The organism is Nonomuraea fuscirosea, from assembly GCF_035917475.1.
GTDB lineage: Bacteria > Actinomycetota > Actinomycetes > Streptosporangiales > Streptosporangiaceae > Nonomuraea > Nonomuraea fuscirosea.
In genome coordinates, this window is record NZ_CP109074.1 from 3,896,436 (window position 1) to 3,920,142 (window position 23,707).

The window sequence follows — 23,707 nt, forward strand, 5'->3', positions numbered from 1 at the left end:
GATCGGCAGTGGGGGCGTCATGGTCACTTCGCGCAGCGTGTTCCGGCGCAAACCGGTCGACCGCATCGCCACCGAACACGAGGGCGAGCTGGAAAGGTCGCTCGGCCTGTGGCAGCTCACCGCCATCGGGGTCGGCGGCATCATCGGCGCGGGCATCTTCGCCCTGGCCGGCGCCGTCGCCAATGAGACCGCCGGGCCCGCCGTGCTGGTGTCGTTCCTCATCGCGGGCATCGCCAGCGCCGCCGCCGCGCTCTCCTACGCCGAGTTCGCCGGGCTCATCCCGAAGGCCGGCTCCGCCTACACCTACGGCTACGCCGTCCTCGGCGAGATCGTCGGCTGGTTCATCGGCTGGGACCTGCTGCTGGAGTACACCGCGATCGTCGCGGTCGTCGGCATCGGCATCTCCGGCTACTTCGGCTTCCTGCTCCAGCAACTCGGCCTCGGCCTGCCCGCGTGGATGCTCGGCGCGCCCGGCACCGGCGAGGGGCACGTGGTCGACCTGTTCGCGGTGGTGCTCTGCCTGCTCATCGCCTTCCTGCTGAACCTCGGCATCCGCGCCGCCGCCCGGTTCGAGACCGTCGTGGTCGGGATCAAGGTCGCCGTCGTGCTGCTGGTCATCGTCGTCGGCTTCTTCCACATCAACACCGCCAACTACTCGCCGTTCTTCCCGTTCGGGATCGGCGGGGCCATCACCGGCGCCGCCACCGTCTTCTTCGCCGTCTTCGGCTACGACGCGATGAGCACCGCCGCGGAGGAGTCACGCGACGCCACCCGCCACATGCCGAGGGCCATCATCTACTCGCTCATCATCGCCATGATCCTGTACGTGCTGGCCACCCTCGTCCTGACCGGCATGCAGAACTACCGGGAGATCGACCCGGAGAGCGGCTTCTCCACGGCCTTCGCCTCGGTCGGGCTCTCCGGCCTGGCCACCCTGATCGCGGTCGGGGCCATCGTCGGCATCCTCACCGTCATGTTCACGTTCATGCTCGGCGTCACCCGCGTCTGGTTCTCGATGAGCAGGGACGGGCTGCTGCCCGCCTGGTTCGCCAAGCTGCATCCGGTACGGCGGGTGCCGACCCGGGTCACCTGGATCGTCGGGGCCGCCTCCGCGGTGATCGCCGGCTTCCTGCCGATCCGCGAGGCGGCCGAACTGACGAACATCGGCATCCTGCTGGCGTTCGTGGTCGTGTGCGTGGCCGTCATCGTCCTCCGCTACCGCCAGCCCGACCTGCCCCGCTCCTTCCGCACACCGTGGATGCCGGTGGTGCCGGCGGTCGGGGTCGTCTTCTCGATCTGGCTCATCACCTTCCTCGCCCCGGCGACGTGGCTCCGCTTCGGCGTCTGGTTCGTCATCGGCCTGATCATCTACTTCACCTACAGCCGCCGCCACTCGGCACTGAACGCCACCCCACCCGATTCCAGCGGTCCCACCCCCTGAGCACCCATCCTCCTCTTCCGCCGGTGGCCGCTGCTGCGGGCTCGTCACATCGGGGCGGTCGGGAACGTCAAAGCGGTGAAGGATCGCGATGACGAGGTAGGGCGCCATGAACGACAACGATTTCCTGGCCGGCCGGTTCGAGGAGCACCGGGGACACCTGAAGGCGGTGGCGTACCGCATGCTGGGGTCGCTCAGTGAGGCCGACGACGCCGTGCAGGAGGCGTGGTTGCGGCTCAGCCGGGCCGGTGCGGGAGATGTGGAGAACCTGGGCGGGTGGCTCACCACGGTCGTCGGGCGGGTGTGCCTCGACATGCTGCGCACCCGCACGTCGCGTCGTGAGGAGTCGCTTGAGTCGCGGCTGCCCGATCCGGTGGTGAGCCCGCCCGACGGCCTCGATCCCGAGCAGGCGGCCCTGGTCGCCGACTCCGTCGGGCTGGCGTTGCTGGTGGTGCTGGAGTCGCTCAGCCCGGCCGAGCGGCTGGCGTTCGTGCTGCACGACATGTTCGCGGTGCCGTTCGAGGAGATCGCGCCGCTCGTGGGGCGCTCGCCCGCCGCGGCCAGGCAGCTGGCCAGCCGGGCCCGGCGGCGCGTGCGCGGGTCGGCTCCCGTGCCCGACCCCGACATGGGCCGGCAGCGGGAGGTCGTCGAGGCGTTCGTGGCCGCCGCGCACCGGGGTGATCTGACCGCGCTGGTCGCCGTGCTCGACCCGGACGTGGTGCTGCGGGTCGACGCGGGCGCGCTGGCCGAGGCCGCGGGTCCGCGGGCCAAGGTGGGCGCGCTGGCCCGAGGCGGCTACGCGGAGCTGCGCGGCGCGGAGCAGGTGGCCGGGCAGGCGGTCACGTTCCGCCGCCATTCGCCGTCGTCGGCGCACCCGGCACTGGTCAACGGCCAGGCGGGGCTGGTCAACACCATCGACGGCCGGCCGTCCGCGGTGATGAGCTTCACGATCGAGAACGGGCGCATCGTCGGGATCGACATCCTGGCCGACCCGGACCGCCTGGCCACCCTCGACCTGACCGTGACGAGGTGATGACGGACTGATCGTGACAGTCGGCTGACCGTTGCTGGGGTGACTGGTGCTGGGTTGACTGGTGGCGGATCGATCGGCCGTGGGTCGTGTGGCGGACCGGGTGGCGGGCTTACTTGGCGGTGGGGCGGGCGCGGACGTGCATGCGTTCGCCCTGAGGGCCGAACAGGGCCAGGACCTCGCTGGGCTCGTCGTCCGGGTTGACGAACGCGTGCGGCGTCCGCGTGTCGAACTCCGCCACCTCGCCCGCCGCCAGCGTGACGTCATGCTGCCCGAGCAACAACCGCAGCCGCCCCGACAGCACGTAGAGCCACTCATAACCCTCGTGGACCTGCTGCTCGGGCTCGTAGCCGGGCCAGCGCGGGGGATAGATCTGCTTGTACGCCTGCATCCCGCCCGGCCGCCGGCTCAGCGGGATGTACGTCATCCCGTGGCGGTCGATCGGCGTCATGTGCACGCGCGGGTCGCCGGTGACCGGGGCGTCGATCAGTTCGTCGAGCTGGACGTGGTAGGCCCTGGCCAGCAGGAGCAGCAGCTCCAGGGTGGGTTTGCGGCCGCCCGACTCCAGCCGCGACAGGGTGCTGACCGAGATGCCGGTGCTCTTGGAGACCTGCGCCAGCGTCGTGTCCCGCTTCTGCCGCAGCGCCTTCAGCCGGGGGCCGACCGCCCGCAGCACGTCGTCGAGTTCCATGCGCTCCAGATTGCCATTTCGGCAATGAAGTTTGTCAAGCGGGCCCTCACGGACGGAAAGTGGCCGGAGCGCAGACAGGCACAGCAGACGTTCGAGAGGAATCGGGTGATGGACGCGACATACGACGTGGTGGTGATCGGCGGCGGGGCCGCCGGGCTGAGCGGGGCGCTCACGCTGGGGCGGGCGCGACGCAGGGTGCTGGTGATCGACGCGGGCAGCCCGCGCAACGCCCCGGCCGCGGGCGTGCACACGTTCCTGGGGCACGAGGGCGTGCCGCCGCGTGACCTGCTCGCCACCGGACGCGAAGAGGTCGCCGGGTACGGCGGCGAGGTGGTGACGGGCACGGTCGAGAAGGCGGAGCGGACCGGCGACGGGCGTTTCCGCGTCGTCCTCGACGACGGCTCCGCCGTCGAGGCGGGCCGGCTGCTGGTGACCACCGGCCTGGTGGACGAGCTGCCGCAGGTGGCCGGCCTGGCCGAGCGGTGGGGCAAGGACGTGCTGCACTGCCCGTACTGCCACGGCTGGGAGGTGCGCGACCAGATCATCGGCGTCCTGAACACCGGGCCGCTCGCCACGCACCAGGCCCTGCTGTGGCGGCAGCTGAGCCAGGACGTGACCCTCTACCTGCACACCGGCCCCGAGCCGGGGGAGGAGGCGCGCGAGCAGCTCGCCGCCAGGGGGATCACGGTGGTCGAGGGCGAGGTGGCGGGGCTCGCGGTGAGCGGCGGCCGGCTGAGCGGCGTACGGCTGGCGGCCGGCGGCGAGGTGCCCTGCCAGGCCCTGGCCGTCGCCTCGCGCATGACCGGCCGGACCGAGCTGCTGGAGGGGCTCGGGCTGGAGACGGCCGAGCAGGAGATGGGCGGGCACGTCCTCGGCGTGTACGTGCCCTCGGGGCCCATGGGGGAGACTGCGGTGCCCGGCGTGTGGGTGGCGGGCAACGTGACCAGCGTGATCGACCAGGTGGTCGCCGCCGCCGCCGCGGGTGTGCGTGCCGGGGCGGCCATCAACGCCGACCTCGTCGCGCAGGAGACCCGCGAGGCGGTCGCCGCCCGCCGTACCGAGGAGCTGGAGCGGCACTGGGACGCCCGTTACACCGAGAGCGGCCAGATCTGGAGCGGCGAGCCCAACGCGGTGCTCGTCCGCGAGGTCTCCGACCTGCCGCCGGGCCGGGCGCTCGACCTGGGCAGCGGCGAGGGCGGGGACGCGATCTGGCTCGCCCGCCGCGGCTGGCGGGTCACCGCCGCCGACGTCTCGGGCGTCGCCCTGCGCCGCGCCGCCGAGCAGGCCGAACGGGCGGGCGTGGCGGACCGGATCGACTGGCGGCGGCACGACCTCGCCGTCTCCTTCCCCGAGGGCGTCTTCGACCTCGTCTCGGCCTGCTTCCTGCACTCCACGGTGGAGATGCCGCGCGAGAAGATCCTGCGCAGGGCCGCCGCGGCGGTCGCGCCCGGAGGGGTGCTGCTGGTCGCCGGGCACGCGGGCTGGCCGTCCTGGCACCCCGACCCGATCCCCGGCGTGCACTTCCCGACGCCGCAGGAGGTGTTCGACTCGCTGGAGCCGGCCGAGGGCGAGTGGGAGGTGCTGCGCAGCGAGGAGCAGGAACGCCTCCAGAACGATCCGGAAGGGCGGCCGACCACCCGTACGGACAACCTGCTCCTGCTCCGACGCCTGCGCTAACGGATCTACACTGTAAAGGCGCCGGGCCGGGCGCCGTAGGCGGTGCCCTTGCCGGAGAGCCGCGTCGAAGCGGCGGCGGCCACGAAGGCGGACTCGCCCGGCCGCAGCGTCAGGTCGTCGCCGAGCCGGGCCTCGCCCTCCACGCAGAGCACGATCCGCGGCACGCCCCCGGCCAGCTCGTGGGTGCTCTCGCCGGCCAGTTCGTAGCGGGTCAGGGCGAACTCGGGGGCCGGAGGACGGTAGTCGTACGCGCCGGCGGGGTCGCGCTCGGGCTCGACCAGGAACGGCTCGGACGGGCCGAAGTCGACGACGCGCATCAGCTCGGGCACGTCCACGTGCTTGGAGGTCAGGCCGCAGCGCAGGACGTTGTCGGAGTTGGCCATGATCTCGACGCCGATGCCGCCGAGGTAGGCGTGCGGCACCCCGGCGCCGAGGTAGAGGGCCTGGCCGGGAAGCAGTTCGACGTGGTTGAGCAGGAGGACTGCGGTGATGCCCGGGTCGCCGGGGTAGGCCCGGGCGATGTCGCCGTAGGCGGCCAGTTCGGGCTCGTCCGAGTCGAGCAGCGCCCGTTCGATCAGGTCGCGCAGGGGGCGCGCGGCGTCGCCGAGCATCTCGGCGAACACGGTGCGCACCGCCCGCGCGGGCTCGCCGCCGATGAGCGTGTCGATCCAGGGCCGCAGGCCGGGCACGCCGAGCCGGTCGAGCAGGCCGGCGGCGGAGGCGGGCGCGCGGAAGCCGCACAGGCCGTGGAAGGGGGTGAGGGCGCAGACCATCTCGGGCTTGTGGGAGGCGTCCTTGTACGTACGGGCGAAGTCGCCGAGCGCGATCCCGCGCGCGTTCTCGTCGGCGAAACCGGCCGCGGCCTGCTCGCTCGTGGGATGGACCTGGAGGGAGAGCGGGCGTTCGATGGCCAGGACCTTGAGCAGGTAGGGCAGCTCGGCCCCGAACCGGGCGGCGGTGCGCTCGCCGAGCGTGGCGGCGGGGTCGCGGGCGATGAGGTCGCCCAGCGGGACGTCCCCGACGGTCGAGGGGGCGCCTGGATGGGCGCCCATCCAGAGTTCGGCCTGCGGTTTCCCGGTCGGCTCCGTGCCGAACAGGCGCGGCAGGGCGGTGACCGAGCCCCAGTCGTAGGGGCGGACGGTGGTGGCCAGGCGCATGGGCGCGCTGGCCGGTGGCAGGTCGGGCTGTGGCACGGCGTCGGCTCCAATCGTCGTACTGGAGCGTAGAACGGTAGCGCCGCGTACGCGCGGCCGGGGGCGCCCGTTCGACACCGACTATACGCCGGTATAGTCTGCTTTCCGGACGAACAGCATGCTGTACGAACGGACAGGAGGCGCGGAGTGACGACCGCACCGGACCCAGCGGACCTCACGGCGCGTGCCCGGATCAGGGACGCGGCGTTGCGCCACATCGGCGAGCACGGCTACGAGCGGGCCACCATCCGCGGCATCGCCGAGACCGCCGGCGTGTCACCGGGCCTGGTACGCCACCACTACGGCTCGAAGCAGGCGCTGCGCGAGGCGTGCGACGAGCACCTGACGAAGACCATGCACCGCCTGCACGAGCAGGCCGGGCAGCGGCCGCCGGCCGGGTTCAATCCGGTCGCGGTCATGGGCCCCTACCGGCGCTACCTGGCGCGGGCGCTGTCGGAGGGCTGGGCGACCCCGTTCTTCGACGAGATGGTGCGCGTCGGGGAGCGGTGGCTGGCCGAGGCCGACCAGGACCGGCCCGAGCCCCCCGACGTCGACCCGCGCACCCGCGCGGCGGTGCTGGCCGCGATGGCGCTGGCCCCCACCGTGCTGTCGCAGCTGGTCGAGCGGGGCATGGGAGCCGCGATCGACAGCGCGGAAGGCCAGGACAAGCTGCTGCGGGCGCTGCTCGACATCCACTCCCACCCCCTGCTCACCCCCGAGGAGGCGGCGCGCGCCAGGGCCGCGCTCGAAGGAGCTCCGTCATGACCGACGCCATCGCCGTCTCCGGCCTGCGCAAGGCCTTCGGCACGACCACCGCCCTCGACGGGCTGGACCTCGCCGTACGCGCGGGGGAGGTGCACGGCTTCCTCGGGCCCAACGGCGCGGGCAAGAGCACCACGATCCGCATCCTGCTCGGGCTGCTCCGCGCCGACGGCGGTAACGCCCGGCTGCTGGGCGGCGACCCGTGGACGGAGGCGGCCGGGCTGCACCGGCGGCTGGCGTACGTGCCGGGCGACGTGACGCTGTGGCCGGGCCTGTCCGGCGGGGAGGCCATCGACCTGCTCGGCCGGCTGCGCGGCGGCCTCGACCGGCGGCGCAGGGCGGAACTGCTGGAACGGTTCGACCTGGACCCGCGCAAGAAGGGCCGCGCCTACTCCAAGGGCAACCGGCAGAAGGTGGCGCTGGTCGCGGCGCTGGCCTCCGGCGCCGAGCTGCTCATCCTGGACGAGCCCACCTCCGGTCTCGACCCGCTGATGGAGGAGGTGTTCCGCGACTGCGTCAGGGAGGAGCGGCGGCGCGGCGACCGTACGGTGCTGCTGTCCAGCCACATCCTGGCGGAGGTCGAGGCGCTGTGCGACCGGGTGACGATCGTGCGCGACGGCCGGACGGTCGAGACGGGCACCCTGGACGGGCTGCGCCGGCTGGCCCGCACCTCGATCGAGGCGGAGCTGGCCGGCCCGCCCGACGGGCTGGCCGAGCTGCCGGGCGTCCATGACCTGAGTACTTCGGGCGGGCGGGTGCGGTTCACCGTGGAGGCCGCGGCGCTGGACCCGGCGCTGCGCCGGCTGACCCGGGCGGGCGTCCGCGGCCTGGTCAGCCGGCCTCCCACACTGGAGGAGCTGTTCCTGCGCCACTACGACAGGACCGCCCGCACGGGTTGAGGACCGCCGCCCCGCGCGAGCGCGCGCGAGACGCGCCGCGCGCGCGAGGAAGGCGGCCCCGTGCGGCCCCGTGCGGCCCCGTGCGGCCCGGTCAGCGGGCGCGCGGGCCCAGGATGACCGGCATCGTGCGGGTGCTGTTGCCCAGCAGCGTGTCCAGCGGCGGCAGCTCGTCCGGCAACGCGACCGGCTTCATCGCCGGGAACGCCCCGAACAACGCCCTGAGCGCGATCTCGCCCTCCAGCCTGGCCAGCGGCGCGCCGAGGCAGAAGTGCGGCCCGTGCCCGAAGGCCAGGTGCGTGACCTGCGGCCGGGTGATGTCGAAGACGTCCGCCTGCTCGTACTGGCCGGGATCGCGCCCGGCGGAGGCGAAGCAGGCCAGCACCGGCTCGCCGCCGCGCAGCCGGACGCCGTCGATCTCGACGTCGCGCACGGCGTACCGCATGGGGAAGTAGGCGATGGGGGAGTCCCACCGCAGTGTCTCCTCCACGGCCGCGCTGTAGGGGCAGCGCCCCGAACGCAGCAGCTCCAGCTGGTCCGGCTCGCTGAGCAGGACGCGGATGGCGTTGGTGATCAGGTTGACGGTCGTCACGTGACCGGCGATGAACAGCAGCTCGATCGTGGCGAACAGCTCGTCCTCCGACAGCCGCCCGCCGTCCTTCTCGTGCAGCTCGAACAGGTCGGTGATGAGGTCCTCGCCGGGCGTGCCGCGGCGCTCCTCGATGATCTCGTCGAGCAGCTCGCGCAGCTCCCTGCGCAGGGCGGGCGAGTCCTCCAGGCCGCCGACCTGGGCGATGGCGTCGCTGAGCCGGTGCAGATCGTCCTGGTGGGCGGCCGGGATGCCGATCAGCTCGGAGATGACCTCGCGCGGCAGCGGATAGGCGAACTCCAGCCGCAGGTCCACCGGCGCGTCCGCGGGCAGACCGGCCAGCCGGTCGATCAGCCTTGCGGTGAGCTCCTCGATGCGCGGGCGCAACCCGTTCAGCCGCCGCTGCGAGAAGGCGGCGGTCAGCGGCATGCGCAGCCGGCGGTGGCGCTCGCCCTCGGCGTTGAGCATGGACGTGTCGGTGACGATGCGGTCGATGGCCGTGCCCGGCGGCAGCGTGTGCCGGTCCGCCCAGTGGTGCAGCTCCCTGGACATGTCCGGATGGGTCAGCACGGTCATCAGCGTGGCGTAGTCGGTGGCGGCCCAGGCCCGCACGCCCTCCGCGGTCACGGGGACGAGCGGGCCCGCCTCACGCAGCCGCTCGTTGTCTCCGTGCAGGTCGGCGGTGGCCGGGTCGAGGATGAAGGGGCTGTCGTCGGTCATCTGAGGTCATCCCGTCCTTCGCGCGCTGACCGCCAGCGCGGCCACGTCCATGCCGGGGTCCTGGTCGAGGTAGAGGTCGCGGACGAGCTCGCCGGCGGCCGGCGCGTTGCACAGGCCGTGGCCGGAGAAGCCGGTCGCGTACAGGAAGGCCGGCGGGCCCGGCCGGTGCCCGATGAAGGCGGTCTTGTCCGGGCTGGCGTCGCGCAGCCCCGTGACGGCGGTGTGCAGGGCGAGCCCGGCCAGGCTCGGGTACGTCTCCGCCAGCCGTTCCGCCACCTCGCGCCGCCACGACTCGCGGTCGGCGCCCGGATAGCCCATGCCGATGAGCAGCCGGTCGCCGCGCAGCCGCACCAGCAGGCCGGTGGCGGCGTGCAGGGTGACGGGGATGTCCGGCGTGGCGGGCGGGAGCGGGTCGGTGGTGAGCAGCTCCTGCTCGATCGGGTCGGTGAGCGGCATGTCCACGCCGGCGCACCGGACCAGCGAGGCCGACCAGGCGCCGGCCGCGCACACGATGGCGTCGGCGGAGATCTCCCCGTCGGCGGTCTGGATGCGGCCGGCCTCGGCGTCGATGGCGGTGACCGCGCAGCCGGTGCGCAGCGCCGCCCCGGCCTGCTCCGCGGCGCGGGCGTAGGCCGTGACGATGGCCGTGGCGTCGGAGATGTAGGCGTCGGGCGAGTACGCCGCCGCGACGAGCGGCACGTCGCCGATGAGCGGATTGCGTTCCCTGGCCTCCTCGACGCCGATCAGGCCGACGTCGACCCCGGCCGCCCGCTGGGCGGGCAGGTCGGCCTCGAACGCGGCGACCTGCTCGGGCTCGGAGAACAGCACCAGGTAGCCGACCCGCCGCAGCGGCAGCTCGGTGCCCGGCCTGCTGGGAAAGGCCCGGTAGGCGTCGAGGCTGCGCACGGCCAGCGCCGAGCTGACCGGGTTGCCGGCGAAGTAGGAGCGCACCACGTCGGCGGTGGCCCGGGACGCGCCGGAGCCGAGCGTGCCCCGCTCCAGCAGCGTCACGTCGACCCCGGCCTCGGCCAGGTGGAAGGCGATCGACAGCCCGATCACGCCGCCGCCGATCACCACCACGCGCGAGTCGCGGCTCATGCGGGAGCCTGCAGTCTGCGCAGGTTCTCACCGGCCTGCCACGGGAACAGGTGCAGGTTCCACCCGCCCAGGCAGTTGCAGTAGAGGGCCATGTGGGCCATCACCGCGACGAAGTCCTCGTGGCTGTCCAGCCGCTCCAGCCCCGCCAGCAGCCGCTGGGTGAAGTCCCACAGCCGGTCCAGCCCGCAGTAGCCGAGGAACTCGGCCGGGGTGTGGGCCAGCTGCCGGGTCATCTGGCGCAGCCACGGCATCGGCATGCCGTCCAGGGCGGCGCGGACGAGCCCGCCGTAGCAGCTGTAGCCGAGCGGCCGGGTCTCGCCGTTGACGAACAGCAGCGTGGTCAGCACCGTCTCGTAGCTGCCCGCGCCCGAGGGGATGCGGCCCTCGTGCAGGTCGAGCAGCTCCTGCGGCGGCTCCAGCCAGATGCGCTGGGTCTCGGCGTGCACCTCGGTGACGAGCCGGTTGAGCTCGGGGTCGCCGATGGGCAGGCGGGGCAGCTCGTGGCCGCCGCTCTGGCCGGCCCGGCGGACCTCGGCGATGACCGGCTCCTTGGTGGTGTAGACCGAGCGCCACACCTCGCGGCCGGCCTCGGCGAGGGCGTCGAGGTCGTCCTCGGCGACCAGGCCGACCGGGGTGGCGTTCATGGGCTCGGTCAGCTCGCCGTACTTGATGCCGAGGTGCTGCAGCCGCGAGCAGAACAGCGTGCCGTCGGGCACCGTACGCCGGTCCACCCGGTATTCGGCGTCGGTGTGCAGCAGCGAGTGCACCGGGGCCAGGTGGTACAGGTGGTACCCGGCGACCAGGGCGTGTCCTTGCAGACTGCGGTAGGGCAGCGCATCCCACAGGCACTGGGCCAGGGCGGGGTTGCGCTGGTCGAGTTCGGCGGCCACGGTGATGCCGAGGCTCGGCCACGATATCTCTACTTGCTTAGAGTTGTTCACAATAAGTCACTCTAACGACACGTATCGTGACGATAGAGGTGGGGTGGCCCTGTTTACCGGGACATGACCTGGTCGGGGGCCACGCCGGGAGCGCCCCAGATCGACTCCGGATCCACGTACGGGCGGATCAGCTCGGTCAGCACGGGATCGCCGCGGCCGTGCAGCTCGTCGGTGGCGACCTTGCGGACCACGCCCGCCATCACGTCGGCGACCTGCACCCGCTGGTCCAGCTCCGAGTCGACCAGGTGCAGCCCGGCCATCCGGCCGCCGGCGATCTCGCGCATCTGCGCGACGCGCTCGTCGGTCAGCGTGGTCTGCTGGTCGTGCACGACCATGACGGGGCGGCCATCCGCGCCCCAGTACGTCACCGCGCGGACGATCGCCGGGATGAGCGGGTCGAGCGCGGGGAACACGTAGGGGTCGTCGAGCAGCCGTTCCCTGAACGCCTCGACCCGGTCCCGCGACCGCCACAGCGACTCCATGATCGCCTCCGCCGCGCCGCCGGCCCCGCGCAGCTCGTCCACCAGCCCGAACGTCTCCTCGACCGACGTGACGACCCCCTGGCCGTTCTTGGCCCGCAGCAGGTAGTTGAAGGAGTCGAGGAAGGCCGCCCACCGCTCGGCGCCGAACGCCCGCGGGCCCTCCCGGTAGAGGGTCACGGCCGTGGCCGCGGCCGCCGGGTCGAGGCCGAGGCGCGGCGCGTGGTCGTCCTGGAGCAGCCCGGCGACCTTGCCCACCAGGTAGAAGGTCTTGTCGGTGAGGAACACGCGCACGTTGCCGAGCACCGGCCCGCTCGGGCTGAGCAGCCACAGCAGCCCCGCCCGGTGCTTGTCGCGCAGCACGTGGCCCGCGGAGTACTGGGTGGCGGGGGTCGGCGCTCGCACGCGCAGCTCCGCGACGCACGCCGCCGCCGTCTCGGCGTCCATCAGCACGCTGGCGTGCGCGAACGTGTCGGTGTTGCCGCCGATGAGCTTCTCGCCCTCCGCGCCGGACTCGTCACACGCGATCTCGAGGGGTTCGTGCACACCAGCGAATCTATCCGGGGCCGCGGCCGGTCGCGAGACAATTTCTCCTGGTACGACCGCGCCGTGAGGCCAGGAACCGGAAGGACGCATGATCGCCACCCCCATCCCTCAGCAGGCCGGCCTCGGGCGGCTGGTCCGTGAGATCCGCGCGGAGGCCGACCGGGCCCGCGCCACCCCGGCCCCCGAGCTCACCTTCACCCTCTGGCGCCGCTTCGCCGACACCGGCGACCGGCTGGCCTACGAGCGCGCCTACTTCGAACGCCGACGGCGCCTGGCCGCCCTCGTCCTGGCCGCGCACCTCGACGGCCGGCCCGATCCGGCCCTGGACGATCTGCTGTGGTCGGTGTGCGACGAGCGCACCTGGGTCCTGCCGGCCCACGAGTCCCAGGACCGCCCGGGGGAGGCGTTCGTGGACCTGTTCGCCGCAGAGACCGGTCACACCCTGGCCGAGGCCGCCGTCCTGCTCGACGGCCTGGCCGACCCGCGCGTCCTGGCCCGCGTCCGGGAGGAGGTGGACCGCAGGGTGCTGCGTCCCCTGTACGCCGATCCGGCCCCGATGTGGTGGGAGAGCGCGCGGCACAACTGGCCGGCCGTGTGCGCCGGCGCCGCCGGGATGGCCGCGCTCGCCCTCGGCTCTCCGCACCTGCCCGCGCTGCTGCCCCGGCTGCGCGGGGCCATGGAGGCGTTCCTGTCGGGCGCGGGCCGGGACGGGGCCTGCCTGGAGGGGCCGGACTACTGGACCTACGGGTTCGGCTACTTCACCTACTTCGCCGAGGCGCTGCGCGAGCACACGGGCGAGGATCCGCTGGACGATCCGCACGTACGGGAGATGGCCGCCTACCCGGCCAGGATCGACCTCGGCGACGGCGCCAGGCCCGCCTTCGCCGACGCGCACGGCGAGGGCGGCTACCCCTTGGGGCTGCTCTGCCGCCTGTCCGGCCGTCTCGGCGTGCCGCTGCCGGTCCGCACCGGTGAGCCGTCCTTCCACGACGACCCCTGCTACCGGTGGGCCCACCTGAGCCGCACGCTGTGGTGGTCGCAGGACGTCCCCGAGACAGGTCCTGAGCCGTACTCGTACCTGCCGGACGCCGCGATCGTGGTGGCCAGGTCGGGCGGCACCGCCTTCGCCGCCAAGGGCGGGCACAACGACGAGCCGCACAACCACCTCGACCTCGGCCACTTCGTGCTGCGCGGGCACGGGCGGACGCTGCTGGACGACCTCGGCGCGCCGGAGTACACCCGCGACTACTTCCGCGAGGGCCGCTACCAGGTGCCCCACGCCTCGGCGGAATGGCACTCCGTCCCGCTGATCGACGGCGCCGGCCAGCAGCCGGGGGAAGACCGCCGGGCCGAGGTCGTCGCGCACGCCGCCGGCGACGGCGCGCTGACGTTCGCGCTCGACCTCACCGCCGCCTACGACGCCCCCGCGCTCGACCGGCTCGTCCGCACGTTCCGCTGGCGGGCCGGCCGGCTGGAGCTGGAGGACGACTTCACGCTCGGCAGCGGGGAGGCGCTGGTGGAGGAGCTGTTCGTCTCCCGCGTCCGCCCGTCCGTGGAGCCGGGGCGGGTGACCTGGGGGCCGCTCGCGCTCGCGGTCCCGCCCGGATGGCGGGCCCAGGCCGAGGAACGGGACGTACGCGGCCATCGCGGCGAGAGCGAGACGATCCACCGCGTGCGCCTGACCGCCCGCGTCCCCTCCGGCGCGCACCGCTTCGTCTTCACCGTGGAGTGAGCGGGGTGGCCTTCAGTCGCCGCGTCCCGCGCGCAGCCGGGCGGAGAGCGCGGCGGCCTGGGTGCGGCGCTGCATGCTGAGCTTGGCCAGCAGGTTGGAGACGTAGTTCTTGACCGTCTTCTCGGCCAGGAACATGCGCTCGCCGATCTGCCGGTTGGTCAGCCCCTCACCGATGAGGTCGAGGATGTGGCGTTCCTGCTCGGTCAGGGAGGCGAGGGGGTCCTTCCTGGCGGCCTGGTCGCGCAGGCGGTGCAGCATGGCGGCGGTGGTCTGGGGGTCGAGCAGCGACTGACCGGAGGCGACCGTGCGGACCGCGCCGACGAGGTCGGAGCCGTGGATCTGCTTGAGCACGTAGCCGGCGGCCCCGGCCATCACGGCGTCGAACAGGGCGTCGTCGTCGGCGAAGGAGGTCAGCATCAGGCACACGAGCCCGGGCACCCGGGAGCGCACCTCGCGGCACACGTCCACGCCGTTGCCGTCGGGCAGCCGTACGTCCAGGACCGCCACGTCCGGCACGAGCGCCGGGATGCGGGCGATGGCGGACTCGGCCGTGCCGGCCTCGCCGATCACCTCGATGTCGTCCTCGGACTCCAGCAACGCCGCCACCCCGCGCCGGACGACCTCGTGATCGTCCAGCAGGAACACCCGAATCATGCTTCCGACGCTACAGCGGGCGCGGCCGCGATCGTAGGGACGAAAGTCCCGGAAAACCGGCGAGGGCCCGCCACGATGGTGGCGGGCCCCCGGAAAGGTCCGTCAGGAGACGGTCAGGACGAACGAGGCGTCGCTCGGATGACCCTCGGTGTCGAGACTGCGGACGGAGACGCCGTGCAGGCCCGCGTGGCACCACGGGGACTTCACGGTCACGCTCAGCCAGCGCGGGTCGCCCCACAGGCCCACCGGCGTGGCGTGCACCGCCACCGGGCCCTCCAGGTCGACCTCGTGGCCGAGGATGACGCAGTAGAGCCCCTCGCGCACCTGCCAGGCGTGCACGACGTTCTTGCTGTCACCGACCGGCGAGCCGTCCCGGCCGATCACGATCGACGCCTGGGCGTACGGCGTGTCGGCCAGCGCGGGAGCGACCGGGGCCAGGACCGCGGCGGTGGTGAGCGCCGCCGCGGCCAGGCGTTTGATGGTGTTCATGTCTGTGTGCCTTTCTGTCCCGGGTCCCGGTCAGGAGATGGTGACGTCGAAGCCGCCGTCGGCCAGGTGCCCCGTGCTGGTGTCGTAGACGTGGACGGCGAGCGTGTTGTGCCCCTCGCACGTCGGGGACGGGTTCCGGTAGGCGATGTGCGGCAGCCGCCGCGCGTCACGCGGGGTGATCTGGATCAGCGCGCCCGTGACGTCCACCTTGTGGGAGACCTCCACGCAGTAGCGGCCGGTGGCGACCCGCTCGGAGGAGATGACGTTCTTGTAGTTGTTCAGTCCCCCGTCGGCGTCGACGATCGCGCCGGCCCTCGCGTACGGCGCGTAGATGTCGGCGTGCGCGACGGATCCGGCGGCCAGGAAACAGCTCGCGGCGGCCAGGACGAGACCGCCGGCCAGGGAATGACGCAGCATGGATTACCCCCTTTGGTACACCCGCAGAAGAGATCTGCAGCGGCACGCTAAGCCAGGGGAGGCGGCGGCGCCACGAACCACCCCGCGTCATGACGTTCAAGGAATCTTGACCGCGTCGGGCCGACGTCCGCGCTGGTCAAGGCGGCATGATGGTGCCCGCGCGCGAGCTTTTGAGGGGTCAGTGCTGTCCGACGGCGGAGACGGGCACGGCCGCCGGGTCGAGATCGCGCCGCCCCGGCAGCGCCAGGGTGATCGCCGCGGCCGCGAGCGCGGCCCCGCACCCGATCAGCATGCCGGTACGGAACCCCGCCTCCGACGGCAGCGCCCGGCCGGCGAAGTCGATGGTCAGCTGCGACAGGACCAGCCCGACCACCGCCGCCGACACGGTGGTGCCGATGGAGCGCATGAGGGTGTTGAAGCTGTTGGCCGCGCCGGTCTCCGAGCGGGGCACCGCGCCCATGATGAGGGCGGGCATCGAGCCGTAGGCGAACCCGATGCCGACGGCGCACAGGCAGGTGACGATCAGCAGGCCCCACGGGCTGCCGAGCAGGAGCATGGAGGAGCCGTACCCGAGGGCCATGACGAGGCTGCCGACGATCAGCGTCACCTTGGGGCCGCGGGCGGCCGACAGCCGGGCGCCGACCGGCGAGACGATCATCATCATCAGCCCCGACGGCGCCATCCACAGACCGGAGGCCAGCATCGACTGGCCCAGGCCGTAGCCGGTGGCCTCGGGCAGCTGCAGGATCTGGATCACGATGAGCGACTGGGCGTACATCGAGAAGCCGACCACGATCGAGGCCACGTTGGTCAGCAGGACCTGGGGCCGGGCGGTGACCCGCAGGTCGACCAGGGGGTCGCGGACGCGCAGCTCCCACCAGCCCCACACCGGCAGGACGATCGCCGCCGCGGCCAGCAGACCGAGGGTGGTGCCGCTGCCCCAGCCCCAGTCGGCGCCCTTGGAGACGCCGAGGAGCAGGCAGATCAGGCCCGCGCCGAGTCCCAGCGCGCCCACCAGGTCGATGCGGCCGCGTGCTCCGGTGGGCGTGGGCGGCACCAGCAGCCGGATGAGGACGCCGACCGCGAGGCTCAGCACGGCCGTGGCCCAGAACAGCGCCCGCCAGCTGGCGTACTCGGCGACCGCGGCGGCCACCGGCAGCCCGAGCGCGCCGCCGATGCCCATGGACGAGCTCATGAGCGCGATGGCCGGGCCGAGCCGGTCGGGCGGCAGCACGTCGCGCAGGGCGCTGATGCCCAGCGGGATCATCCCCATGCCCATGCCCTGCAGGCCACGGCCGATGATCATCGGGGTGAGGGAGCCGGCCAGCGCGCAGACGACGCAGCCGAGGACGAGCGGGACCGTGCAGACGAGCATCATGCGGCGCTTGCCGTACAGGTCGCCCAGCCGCCCCATCACCGGCGTCGTGACCGCTCCGGCCAGCAGTGTGGCCGTGACCACCCAGGAGGCGTTCGACGCCGAGGTGCCGAGGAGCACCGGCAGCTCGCCGATCAGGGGCACGACCAGGGTCTGGGTGAGAGAGGCGACGATGCCGGCCACCGCCATCACGGTGACGATGCCTTGGGGGCGGCCCCCGGAACCGGGCTCGGCCACGCGATTCCCCCTTCTGTGATCGACGCAAGCGGTGTGCACTCTACACATCGAGTGTTTCATGCACACATCGGGAGACTCGTACCCCGCCTGCCTGCTTCGGGCAGGTGGAATCCACCGGGGCCCTGGTTTAACTAAGGCGATCGCCTTAAAGTTGATCGGAATGTCAACGATGGAGGGGCCGATGAGCGACAGCCTGCCGAACTACCCGTTCGACCGATCCGCCACCCTGGAGCCGCCGCAGGAGTGGGCCGAGCTGCAGGCCGGCTGCCCCGTGGCGCACGTGCGGCTGCCCAGCGGCGACACCGCCCGGCTGCTCACCCGCTACGACGACGTGCGTACCGTGCTCACCGACTCGCGCTTCCGCCGCGGCGGCGGCGACGCCGCGCGCGTGTCCACCACGAAGGACGGCGGCATCTTCGCCCGGGCCGGCGAGGGCACGGACATGCGGGAGGGGGAGGGGCACATGCGCTGGCGGCGGCTGCTGAGCCGCTCCTTCACCATCAAGCGGATGGAGGCCTGGCGGCCCCGTGTGCAGGCCATGGCCGACGAACTCGTGGACGAGCTGGTCAAGTGGGGCTCCCCGGCCAACCTGTCGGCCGGGCTCGGGCTGCCCCTGCCGGTACGGGTCATCTGCGCGCTGGTCGGCGCGCCGAGCGCGGACCAGGACAAGTTCGCCCGCTGGTCGCAGGTCATGCTCACGCTGACCCGCTACAGCCAGGCGGAGGTGGAGGAGGCCTACCGGGAGTTCGACGCCTACGTCTCCGCCCTCGTCGACGAACGGCGCGCCGACCCGGGCGACGACCTGCTCAGCGAGCTCACCCAGATCTCCGACAGCGAGGACGGGCGGCTCAGCCACCAGGAGCTCATCGCCACGGTACGCGCGCTGCTGCTGGCCGGCCACGAGACCACCTCCAACATGATCGCCATCATGGCGGCGATGCTCCTGTCGGAGCGCGAGCGCTACCAGGCGGTCATCGACGACCCGGAGCTGATCCAGGGCACCGTGGAGGAGGTCCTGCGGCTGGACACCACGCTCAGCGTCATCGGCTTCCCCCGCGTCGCCACCGAGGACGCCGACCTGGACGGATCCGTGGTGCCGGCCGGAGCGACCGTCATCCCGTGCCGCCCGGCCGCCAACCGCGACCCGCGCAGATTCGACGAGCCCGAGCGGTTCGACCCGCGCCGGGCCAACGCCGCCCAGCACCTGAGCTTCGGCGCGGGCGCCCACTACTGCCTCGGCCAGCCGCTGGCCCGCCTGGAGCTGCAGGTGGTGCTCGGCACGCTCGTCCGCAGGCTGCCCACGCTGCGGCTGCGCGACGGCGTGGAGGACCTGCGGCTACGCAAGGGGCTGCTGTCCGGCGGGCTCGAGGACGTGTGGGTCACCTGGTGACCTCCGCGCCGGCGTCGGCCCGCTCCGCCCTGGCCAGACACGTGATCATGCGTACGGCCGAGCGCCTGTACGCCACCCACGGCCTGGCCGAGGTCTCCCTGCGCCAGATCGGGGAGGCCGCGGGGCAGCGGAACAAGTCGGCGGTGCAGTACCACTTCTCCGGCCGCGACGACCTGATCAAGGCGATCCTGGCCGAGCACGCCGAGGCGATCGAGCGGCACCGGCTCGCCCTGGCGGCGCGCCGGGGCGAGCCGGGGCCGCGCGACCGGGTCGGCCACATCGTGCTGCCCCGCATCGAGCACCACATCGAGCTGGGCACCCCCTCCTGGTACGGCCGCTTCCTCGCGCAGGTCACGGTCGAGCCGGCGCTGCGCGAGTACGCCGTGCGGGCGCATCTGAACACGGCCTCGCTGCGCCGCCTGCACGACGCCGGTCACCCGGGCAGCGCCCGGTCGAAGGACATGACCCGGCAGCTCATCGTGCACATGTCGGCCGAGCTGGAGACGGAGCTGGCCCGGGAGCAACCGCCCGCCCCGGTCGCCGCGGCGGCGTGGCGGCGGCTCGGCGCGGACCTGGTCACGGCCGTCACCGGCCTCACCATGGCCCTCGGCACCTTGGGCGGCACCGCTCAGGACGGACCTCGCGGGTAGCGGGGCGCGTGCGGGCGGTATTCGCCGTGCCGCACCGCCTCGCGCAGGGCCGTCAGGAAGGAGTCCGGTCCGTCGAAGTCGGGCATCTCCAGGTACGCCGCCCCGATCCCGTCCGGGTCGTGCGCGTCCGAGCCCACCGTGCCGGGCAGCCCGTACGCCAGCGCCGTCCGCCGCGCGGCCCGGTTGTGCTCCTGGTCGGCGACCTTGGCGTTGAACACCTCGACCGCGTCGATCAGCCCGGCCGCGCACAGCTCGCCCAGCTCGGCCCCGACGCCCGACCGCTGCGGGTCGTACGGGTGCGGCGCGCACACGATCCCGCCCTGCGCGCGGATCCGCCGTACCACCTCGCGGGCCGCCAGCACGTACGGGACCCGCTCGGTCAGGAACAGCCCGATCAGCTCGCCCGAGCCGGTGCGGATCTCCTCACCGGGCACCACCCGGGCCCCGATCTCCCCGGACAGCCGCTCCGCCGTCCCCGCGAGCTGGTTGTGCTCGGTGAGGCACACGACGTCGATCCGGTGGGCCGCGACCCGCTCGGCGAGCTGGGCGATCGTGGTGACGGCGTCGCCGGACGTGACGGTGTGCACGTGACAGTCGACCCGCACCCAGCCGGGGCGCACGTCCCGCGAGGTGTCAGGAGGAAGGATCACGAGGTGGGCCCGCCGATCGGCCGCACCGGTTCGGGCTGTCGGCCGGTCCGGCGGCTGAACAGGGAGGCGAGCACGGCGAGCACGGAGACGGAGGTCAGCACCCCCAGCGCGATCCGGTAGCCGGTGACGAGGTGGGCCACATCGCCGGGGGAGACGTGCGACAGGGTGCCGGCGAAGACCGCGGGCCGCAGGGCGGCCGGCAGCGGGCCGGTCACGAGCGACAGGGCCAGCGCCGTGCTGACCACGACGCCGGTGTTCTGCACCATGAGCCGCATCGCGTTGACGATGCCGACCCGGTGCGCGGGCAGCCGGTCCAGCAGGGAGGTGGCGGTGGCGGGCATGAACATCCCCGCCCCGGCCCCGACCAGCACCATCCCCAGGCAGATCACCGCGTACCCGGCGTCGGCCGAGACGAACGACAGCAGCACCACGAGCCCGGCCGTGCCGACGACGTTCCCGAGCAGGGCCGTCACCCGCGCGCCCAGCCACCCGTGCAGCGGCCCCGCGCACATCGAGGCGACCGTCATCGCGACGGACAGCGGCAGCACCTTCAGCCCGGCCGACACCGGATCCTCGCCGTGCACCGCCTGGTAGAACAGCGCGATCAGCAGCACGACCGCCATCCGGCCCACCGTGCTGAGGAACGAGGCCAGCAGGTCGAGCGCGAACACCCGGTCGGCGAACAGCCGCACGTCCACCACCGGATGGCGGCTGCGCCGCTCGACCAGCACGAACACCGGGACGAGCACGGCGAACAGCACGATCCCGCCCAGCACCACCGGATCCGTCCAGCCGAGGTCGGCCGCCTGCGACAGCCCGAACAGCAGCCCGCCCAGCGACACCAGCACCAGCAGGTTGCCCGGCACGTCGATGCCGCGCTCCCCGGTGGCGTCCTCGGTGCGGCGCAGTGTGACCGCGCCCCAGATCAGGCAGAGCACGCCGAGAGGCACGTTGTACCAGAACACCCATTCCCAGCCGAACCGGTGCGTCAGGAACCCGCCCAGAGTGGGCCCCGCGAGCTGGGCGACCGAGAAGGAGGCGATGTAGATCCCCATGCCGCGGCCGAGGTGACGGCGCGGGAAGGCGTCGGTGAGCAGTGCGGCGCTGTTGGTCAGCAACATCGCGCCGCCGGCCGCCTGCACCACCCGCAGCCCGACGACGTACCAGTCGGTCGGCGCGAAGCCCAGCAGCAGGCTGGCGCCGGTGTAGACGGCCAGGCCCCACAGATACAGCGAACGCCGGCCGAACATGTCCGCCAGCCGGCCGAACACCACCATGAGCACGGTATTGGCCAGCATGAACGACAGCAGGATCCAGCTCGCGGCGGCGGCGCTCGAATCGAAGTGCCGCACGACCTCGGGCAGCGCCACGTTCAGCGAGCTACTGCCGAGAGCGGTGACGATGCTGGCCAGGCCGACCACCGACAGCACCCGCCACGCGTACCGCAGCCGCGCCCGCTCGTCCTGCTCGGCGGGAGGGCTGGGGCGGGCCCCCGAGGTCGGTGCGGGCGTGGGCCGTGGCATCGTCAGAACGTGACCAGGGAGCGGATCACGTCGCCCGATCCCATGGCCGTGAACGCCTCGCCCACGTCGTCCAGCGTGATGCGCCTGCTGATCAGCCCGTCCAGGTCGAGCCGCCCGGCCCGCCACAGCCGCAGCAGCCGCCCGAAGTCCGTGCGCACGTCGCCGGAGCCGTACAGGCAGCCGAGCAGCCGCCGCTCGGTGGCGAACAGTTCGGCGGCGCTGAACGACACCATGTCGTCGGCGCTGCCGGCGCCGACCACGACGGTGGTGCCGCCGCGGCGGGTGGCCCGCCACGCCTGCCTGATGGTCTGCGAACGGCCCACGACCTCGAAGGCGTAGTCGAACCCCCGCCCCTCGGTCAGCTCCTCGGCCACCTCGTCCAGTTCGTCCGGCGTGGCCGTGTGCGTGGCGCCGAACCCGCGCGCCACCTCCAGCTTCTCCGGCACGCGGTCCACGGCCAGCACGGGGGCGGCCGCGGCCAGGGCGGCGCCCTGCAGCACGTTGATCCCGACGCCGCCGCAGCCGATCACCAGGACCGACGAGCCGGGCCGGACCCGGGCGGTGTTGACCACGGCGCCCACGCCGGTGAGCACCGCGCAGCCGACCACCGCCGCCACGTCGAACGGCACGTCGTCCGGGATCGGGATCGCCGCGCGCGCGTCGACCACGCACTCCTCGGCGAAGCAGCCCACGCCGAGCGCCGCGTGCGCGGGCTCGGCGCCGAGCCGCAGCGCGGGCGGCCCGGAGGGGCGGACGCTGACGCACAGGTTCGGCTGGCCGCCCAGGCACAGGTGGCAGGCGCCGCAGGGCGGGATCCAGGACAGGATCACATGGGTGCCGACCGGCGGGCCCGTCACGCCCGGCCCGAGTTCGACCACCTCGCCCGCGCCCTCGTGGCCGGGCACGAGGGGCAGGCGCGCGGGCAGCCTGCCCTCGCACATGGACAGGTCGGAGTGACAGACGCCGGCCGCCCGCAGCCGTACCCGCACCTCCCCGGGCCCCGGCGGCCGCAGCGTCAGCTCGTCGCTGACCTCGACCGGTTTGCCCGCCTCGCGCAGGACGACGCCTCGCATGTGATCTCCCCCGGGATTCAGAACTGCACGGACGTGGTGGTGAGGAACTCCTCCAGCCCGAAGCGGCCGTACTCGCGGCCGTATCCCGACTGCTTGAAGCCGCCGAAGGGGGCCAGGCCGTTGTGCGCGCCGTCGTTGATCCGGATCTGCCCGGCCCGCAGGCGCCTGGCCACCCGGCGGGCGCGCTCCGGGTCGGCGGAGCGCACGCCGGCCGCCAGCCCGTACGCGGTCCCGTCGGCGATCCGGACCGCGTCGTCCTCCCCGTCGTAGGGCAGCACGACCAGGACCGGCCCGAAGATCTCCTCCTGGGCGATCCGCGACTCGGGCGTGACGCCGCTCAGCACGGTCGGCCGCACGTAGTAGCCGCGCTCCAGCCCGTCGGGGGCGTCCGGCCCGCCGGTCACGACCGTCGCGCCGGCCGCGGCCGCCGCCCGCAGATGATCGCGTACGCGCTCCCGCTGCACCGCCGACACCAGCGGCCCGAGCCGCGTGGCCGGGTCGCGGGGATCGCCCGTCGTGTACGTCCGCGCCTCCTCGGCCGCGATCAGCTCGGCCTGGGCCAGTCGCTCACGCGGGACCAGCAGCCGGGTCAGCGCCGAACAGGTCTGGCCCGAGTTGAGATAGCAGGCGCCGACGCCCTTGCGTACCGCGTCCTCGAAGGCGGCGTCGTCGAGGTCGTCGAGCAGCACGTTCGGCGACTTGCCGCCCAGCTCCAGGGCGGTGCGCTTCACCCCGGCGGCGGCCAGCTCGGCGACCCGCCGCCCGGCGCGGGTGGAGCCGGTGAAGGAGATCATGTCCACCAGCGGATGCCCGGCCAGCGCCTCCCCGGCCTCCGGCCCCGTGCCCGAGACCAGGTTGAACACGCCCGGCGGGAACCCCGCCTCGTGCATCACGTCGGCCAGCACGAACGCGTTGAGCGGCGTCACCTCGCTCGGCTTGAGCACCACCGTGCAGCCCGCGGTGAGCGCGGGGGCGACCTTGGCCGCGATCTGGTGCAGCGGATAGTTCCACGGCGTGATCGCGCCGACCACGCCGATCGGGTCCCGGTAGACCACCGAGTCGCCGAGCCGCTCCTCGAACTCCAGCCCGGCCGCGATGTCCGGCATGGAGGCGAACGTGCGGACCGGCGCGCCCACCTGGATGGGCCGGGCCAGCCGGAGCGGCATGCCCAGCTCGTCCACGATCATCTCGGTCAGCTCGTCCGTGCGGTCCCGCAGCGCGTCCGCCACGGCCGCGCACAGCGCCGCGCGCTCGGCGGCGGGCCGGGCCGACCACGCGGGCAGCGCGGCGGCCGCCGCCTCCACGGCTCTGGCCACGTCCTTGGCGTCGCCGCGCGGCACCTCCGCGAAGGCCTCCTCGGTGGCGGGGTTCACCACCGGTATCGCCGTGCCGCCGCCGGCCGGAACCCACTCGCCGTCAACGTAGATCCGATGTGGCATGGCCCACCTCAGGTATGA

General features: G+C 73.2%; 22 protein-coding genes. 8 read left to right on the forward strand and 14 right to left on the reverse strand.

Annotated elements, in window-relative coordinates; genetic code table 11:
- Positions 1-19: 19 nt before the first annotated feature.
- Together OIE67_RS17625 and OIE67_RS17630 are read left to right on the forward strand one after the other, a co-directional pair.
- A complete protein-coding gene (locus OIE67_RS17625) occupies positions 20-1,441 on the forward strand; it encodes an amino acid permease (protein ID WP_326641619.1) in 1,422 nt (473 codons plus the stop codon).
- A gap of 106 nt (positions 1,442-1,547) precedes the next feature.
- Complete coding sequence (locus OIE67_RS17630) at positions 1,548-2,471, forward strand: sigma-70 family RNA polymerase sigma factor (protein ID WP_326641621.1); 924 nt, start codon at positions 1,548-1,550, stop codon at positions 2,469-2,471.
- 109 nt (positions 2,472-2,580) lie between these two features.
- Here the strand turns inward: OIE67_RS17630 and OIE67_RS17635 are convergent, their stop codons facing one another.
- Entirely contained in the window at positions 2,581-3,159 is a 579-nt protein-coding gene (locus OIE67_RS17635) for a helix-turn-helix domain-containing protein (protein WP_326641623.1), read from the reverse strand.
- Between the two features lie 108 nt (positions 3,160-3,267).
- Between OIE67_RS17635 and OIE67_RS17640 the strand changes: the two genes are divergently transcribed.
- The gene (locus OIE67_RS17640) at positions 3,268-4,836 is read left to right on the forward strand and encodes a bifunctional NAD(P)/FAD-dependent oxidoreductase/class I SAM-dependent methyltransferase (RefSeq protein WP_326641625.1); all 1,569 of its coding nucleotides are present in this window, start codon (positions 3,268-3,270) and stop codon (positions 4,834-4,836) included.
- 5 nt (positions 4,837-4,841) lie between these two features.
- On the opposite strand, the gene manA is transcribed toward OIE67_RS17640, so the two are convergent.
- Positions 4,842-5,993: a mannose-6-phosphate isomerase, class I gene (manA, locus tag OIE67_RS17645; RefSeq protein ID WP_456094167.1), complete on the reverse strand. Its 1,152-nt coding sequence runs from the start codon at positions 5,991-5,993 to the stop codon at positions 4,842-4,844.
- A gap of 183 nt (positions 5,994-6,176) precedes the next feature.
- Between manA and OIE67_RS17650 the strand changes: the two genes are divergently transcribed.
- Together OIE67_RS17650 and OIE67_RS17655 are read left to right on the forward strand one after the other, a co-directional pair.
- Positions 6,177-6,794, forward strand: coding sequence for a TetR/AcrR family transcriptional regulator (locus OIE67_RS17650; RefSeq protein ID WP_326641629.1), 618 nt, complete (start codon positions 6,177-6,179; stop codon positions 6,792-6,794).
- On the forward strand, positions 6,791-7,690 hold the full coding sequence (locus OIE67_RS17655) for an ABC transporter ATP-binding protein (protein WP_326641631.1): 900 nt from the start codon (positions 6,791-6,793) through the stop codon (positions 7,688-7,690). Before OIE67_RS17650 ends, OIE67_RS17655 begins: the two co-directional genes overlap by 4 nt.
- 91 nt (positions 7,691-7,781) lie before the next feature.
- Here the strand turns inward: OIE67_RS17655 and OIE67_RS17660 are convergent, their stop codons facing one another.
- Genes OIE67_RS17660 through OIE67_RS17675 form a run of 4 tightly spaced genes read right to left on the reverse strand, consistent with a single transcriptional unit; the run spans position 7,782 to position 12,060 of the window.
- Entirely contained in the window at positions 7,782-8,996 is a 1,215-nt protein-coding gene (locus OIE67_RS17660) for a cytochrome P450 family protein (protein WP_326641633.1), read from the reverse strand.
- Between the two features lie 6 nt (positions 8,997-9,002).
- Positions 9,003-10,094 (reverse strand): NAD(P)/FAD-dependent oxidoreductase, encoded by a 1,092-nt coding sequence (locus OIE67_RS17665; protein WP_326641635.1) that lies wholly within the window; start codon positions 10,092-10,094, stop codon positions 9,003-9,005.
- Entirely contained in the window at positions 10,091-11,035 is a 945-nt protein-coding gene (locus OIE67_RS17670; protein ID WP_106246841.1) for a cucumopine synthase-related protein, read from the reverse strand. Before OIE67_RS17670 ends, OIE67_RS17665 begins: the two co-directional genes overlap by 4 nt.
- A gap of 53 nt (positions 11,036-11,088) precedes the next feature.
- A complete protein-coding gene (locus OIE67_RS17675) occupies positions 11,089-12,060 on the reverse strand; it encodes an HAD family hydrolase (protein WP_106246843.1) in 972 nt (323 codons plus the stop codon).
- A gap of 88 nt (positions 12,061-12,148) precedes the next feature.
- On the opposite strand from OIE67_RS17675, the gene OIE67_RS17680 reads away from it, so the two are divergent.
- Positions 12,149-13,792, forward strand: coding sequence for a heparinase II/III family protein (locus tag OIE67_RS17680; RefSeq protein WP_326641638.1), 1,644 nt, complete (start codon positions 12,149-12,151; stop codon positions 13,790-13,792).
- A gap of 12 nt (positions 13,793-13,804) precedes the next feature.
- Here the strand turns inward: OIE67_RS17680 and OIE67_RS17685 are convergent, their stop codons facing one another.
- From OIE67_RS17685 to OIE67_RS17700, 4 genes are all read right to left on the reverse strand, one after another.
- Complete coding sequence (locus tag OIE67_RS17685; RefSeq protein ID WP_326641640.1) at positions 13,805-14,446, reverse strand: response regulator transcription factor; 642 nt, start codon at positions 14,444-14,446, stop codon at positions 13,805-13,807.
- Between the two features lie 102 nt (positions 14,447-14,548).
- On the reverse strand, positions 14,549-14,935 hold the full coding sequence (locus OIE67_RS17690; protein ID WP_326641642.1) for a hypothetical protein: 387 nt from the start codon (positions 14,933-14,935) through the stop codon (positions 14,549-14,551).
- A 30-nt stretch (positions 14,936-14,965) separates the two neighbouring features.
- A complete protein-coding gene (locus OIE67_RS17695) occupies positions 14,966-15,352 on the reverse strand; it encodes a hypothetical protein (protein ID WP_326641644.1) in 387 nt (128 codons plus the stop codon).
- 178 nt (positions 15,353-15,530) lie between these two features.
- Complete coding sequence (locus OIE67_RS17700) at positions 15,531-16,964, reverse strand: MFS transporter (RefSeq protein ID WP_326641646.1); 1,434 nt, start codon at positions 16,962-16,964, stop codon at positions 15,531-15,533.
- A gap of 181 nt (positions 16,965-17,145) precedes the next feature.
- On the opposite strand from OIE67_RS17700, the gene OIE67_RS17705 reads away from it, so the two are divergent.
- Positions 17,146-18,354 carry a cytochrome P450 gene (locus OIE67_RS17705; protein ID WP_326641648.1) on the forward strand — a complete coding sequence of 403 codons (1,209 nt, stop codon included), beginning with the start codon at positions 17,146-17,148 and terminating at the stop codon, positions 18,352-18,354.
- A complete protein-coding gene (locus OIE67_RS17710; protein WP_326641650.1) occupies positions 18,351-19,004 on the forward strand; it encodes a TetR/AcrR family transcriptional regulator in 654 nt (217 codons plus the stop codon). Before OIE67_RS17705 ends, OIE67_RS17710 begins: the two co-directional genes overlap by 4 nt.
- Here the strand turns inward: OIE67_RS17710 and OIE67_RS17715 are convergent.
- Genes OIE67_RS17715 through OIE67_RS17730 form a run of 4 tightly spaced genes read right to left on the reverse strand, consistent with a single transcriptional unit; the run spans position 18,983 to position 23,689 of the window.
- Positions 18,983-19,654 (reverse strand): PHP domain-containing protein, encoded by a 672-nt coding sequence (locus tag OIE67_RS17715; RefSeq protein WP_326641652.1) that lies wholly within the window; start codon positions 19,652-19,654, stop codon positions 18,983-18,985. The genes OIE67_RS17710 and OIE67_RS17715 overlap by 22 nt on opposite strands.
- On the reverse strand, positions 19,651-21,177 hold the full coding sequence (locus OIE67_RS17720) for an MFS transporter (protein WP_326641654.1): 1,527 nt from the start codon (positions 21,175-21,177) through the stop codon (positions 19,651-19,653). Before OIE67_RS17720 ends, OIE67_RS17715 begins: the two co-directional genes overlap by 4 nt.
- A 2-nt stretch (positions 21,178-21,179) precedes the next feature.
- Positions 21,180-22,250 (reverse strand): Zn-dependent alcohol dehydrogenase, encoded by a 1,071-nt coding sequence (locus tag OIE67_RS17725; RefSeq protein WP_326641656.1) that lies wholly within the window; start codon positions 22,248-22,250, stop codon positions 21,180-21,182.
- A 17-nt stretch (positions 22,251-22,267) separates the two neighbouring features.
- On the reverse strand, positions 22,268-23,689 hold the full coding sequence (locus OIE67_RS17730) for an aldehyde dehydrogenase family protein (RefSeq protein WP_326641658.1): 1,422 nt from the start codon (positions 23,687-23,689) through the stop codon (positions 22,268-22,270).
- Between the last annotated feature and the right edge of the window lie 18 nt (positions 23,690-23,707).